Genomic DNA, 1,267 nt, shown 5'->3' with positions numbered 1-1,267 from the left:
ATTAACCGTTGATTGCAGGAGCAGTTAAAGCAACAGGAGCAACATCACCAGCAGCCAAATCTAGAGGGAAGTTGTGAGCGTTACGCTCGTGCATTACTTCCATACCCAAGTTAGCGCGGTTGATTACGTCAGCCCATGTACCGATGACACGACCTTGAGAATCAATGATTGATTGGTTGAAGTTGAAGCCGTTCAAGTTGAAAGCCATTGTGCTAACACCCAAAGCGGTAAACCAGATACCGATTACAGGCCAAGCAGCGAGGAAGAAGTGAAGTGAACGGCTGTTGTTGAAGGAAGCGTATTGGAAAATCAAGCGACCGAAGTAACCGTGTGCTGCAACGATGTTGTAGGTTTCTTCTTCTTGACCGAACTTGTAACCGTAGTTTTGAGATTCGGTTTCGGTTGTTTCCCGAACCAAAGAAGATGTAACGAGTGAACCGTGCATTGCAGAGAACAAGGAACCACCGAAGACACCAGCTACTCCCAACATATGGAAGGGGTGCATCAAGATGTTGTGTTCAGCTTGGAACACAATCATGAAGTTGAAGGTTCCAGAGATACCCAAAGGCATACCGTCTGAGAATGAACCTTGTCCTAGTGGGTAGATCAAGAATACTGCTGTAGCAGATGCCAAAGGCGCGGAGTAAGCTACGCAAATCCAAGGACGCATACCCAAGCGGTAAGACAATTCCCACTGACGACCTAGGTAGCAGGCGCAACCGATCAAAAAGTGGAAAATTACCAATTGGTAAGGACCGCCGTTGTACAACCACTCATCTAAGGAAGCTGCTTCCCAGATTGGGTAGAAGTGCAAACCAATAGCGTTGGAAGAAGGAACAACTGCACCGGAGATGATGTTGTTTCCGTAGATCAAAGAACCTGCAACCGGCTCACGGATACCGTCGATGTCAACGGGAGGCGCAGCGATGAAAGCGATGATGAAGCAGGTGGTAGCAGCTAACAGGGTAGGAATCATCAATACGCCGAACCAACCGATGTAGATGCGGTTCTCGGTGCTGGTGATCCATTCGCAGAAGCGATCCCAGACGTTAGCGGTTGAACGCTGTTGAATGGTTGTGGTCATTTTATAAGTGCTTTATGTTTTTATGATGTTGATAGGTTTTTTTGCCTATCTGTATTCAACATTAAAGCCTTAGTTGAGTTTTGTAAAGATAATTAAAATTAGTATTCGTTATATCAGTTATATGTTTTGCTAATGTGTTCAGATTTACAGAATGATTGGTGCGGGCAGGATGCCTACACCACA

General features: G+C 45.8%; 1 protein-coding gene. It reads right to left on the bottom strand.

What is annotated here, in order from left to right; translation table 11 throughout:
• Window position 1: 1 nt before the first annotated feature.
• Entirely contained in the window at window positions 2-1,084 is a 1,083-nt protein-coding gene (gene psbA / locus ACSQ6I_RS24650) for a photosystem II q(b) protein (RefSeq protein WP_438891392.1), read from the bottom strand.
• Window positions 1,085-1,267 lie beyond the last annotated feature (183 nt).

It is taken from the genome of Anabaena sp. WFMT, assembly GCF_051781005.1.
GTDB lineage: Bacteria > Cyanobacteriota > Cyanobacteriia > Cyanobacteriales > Nostocaceae > Anabaena.
This window is presented reverse-complemented; position numbering and strand designations above follow the sequence as displayed.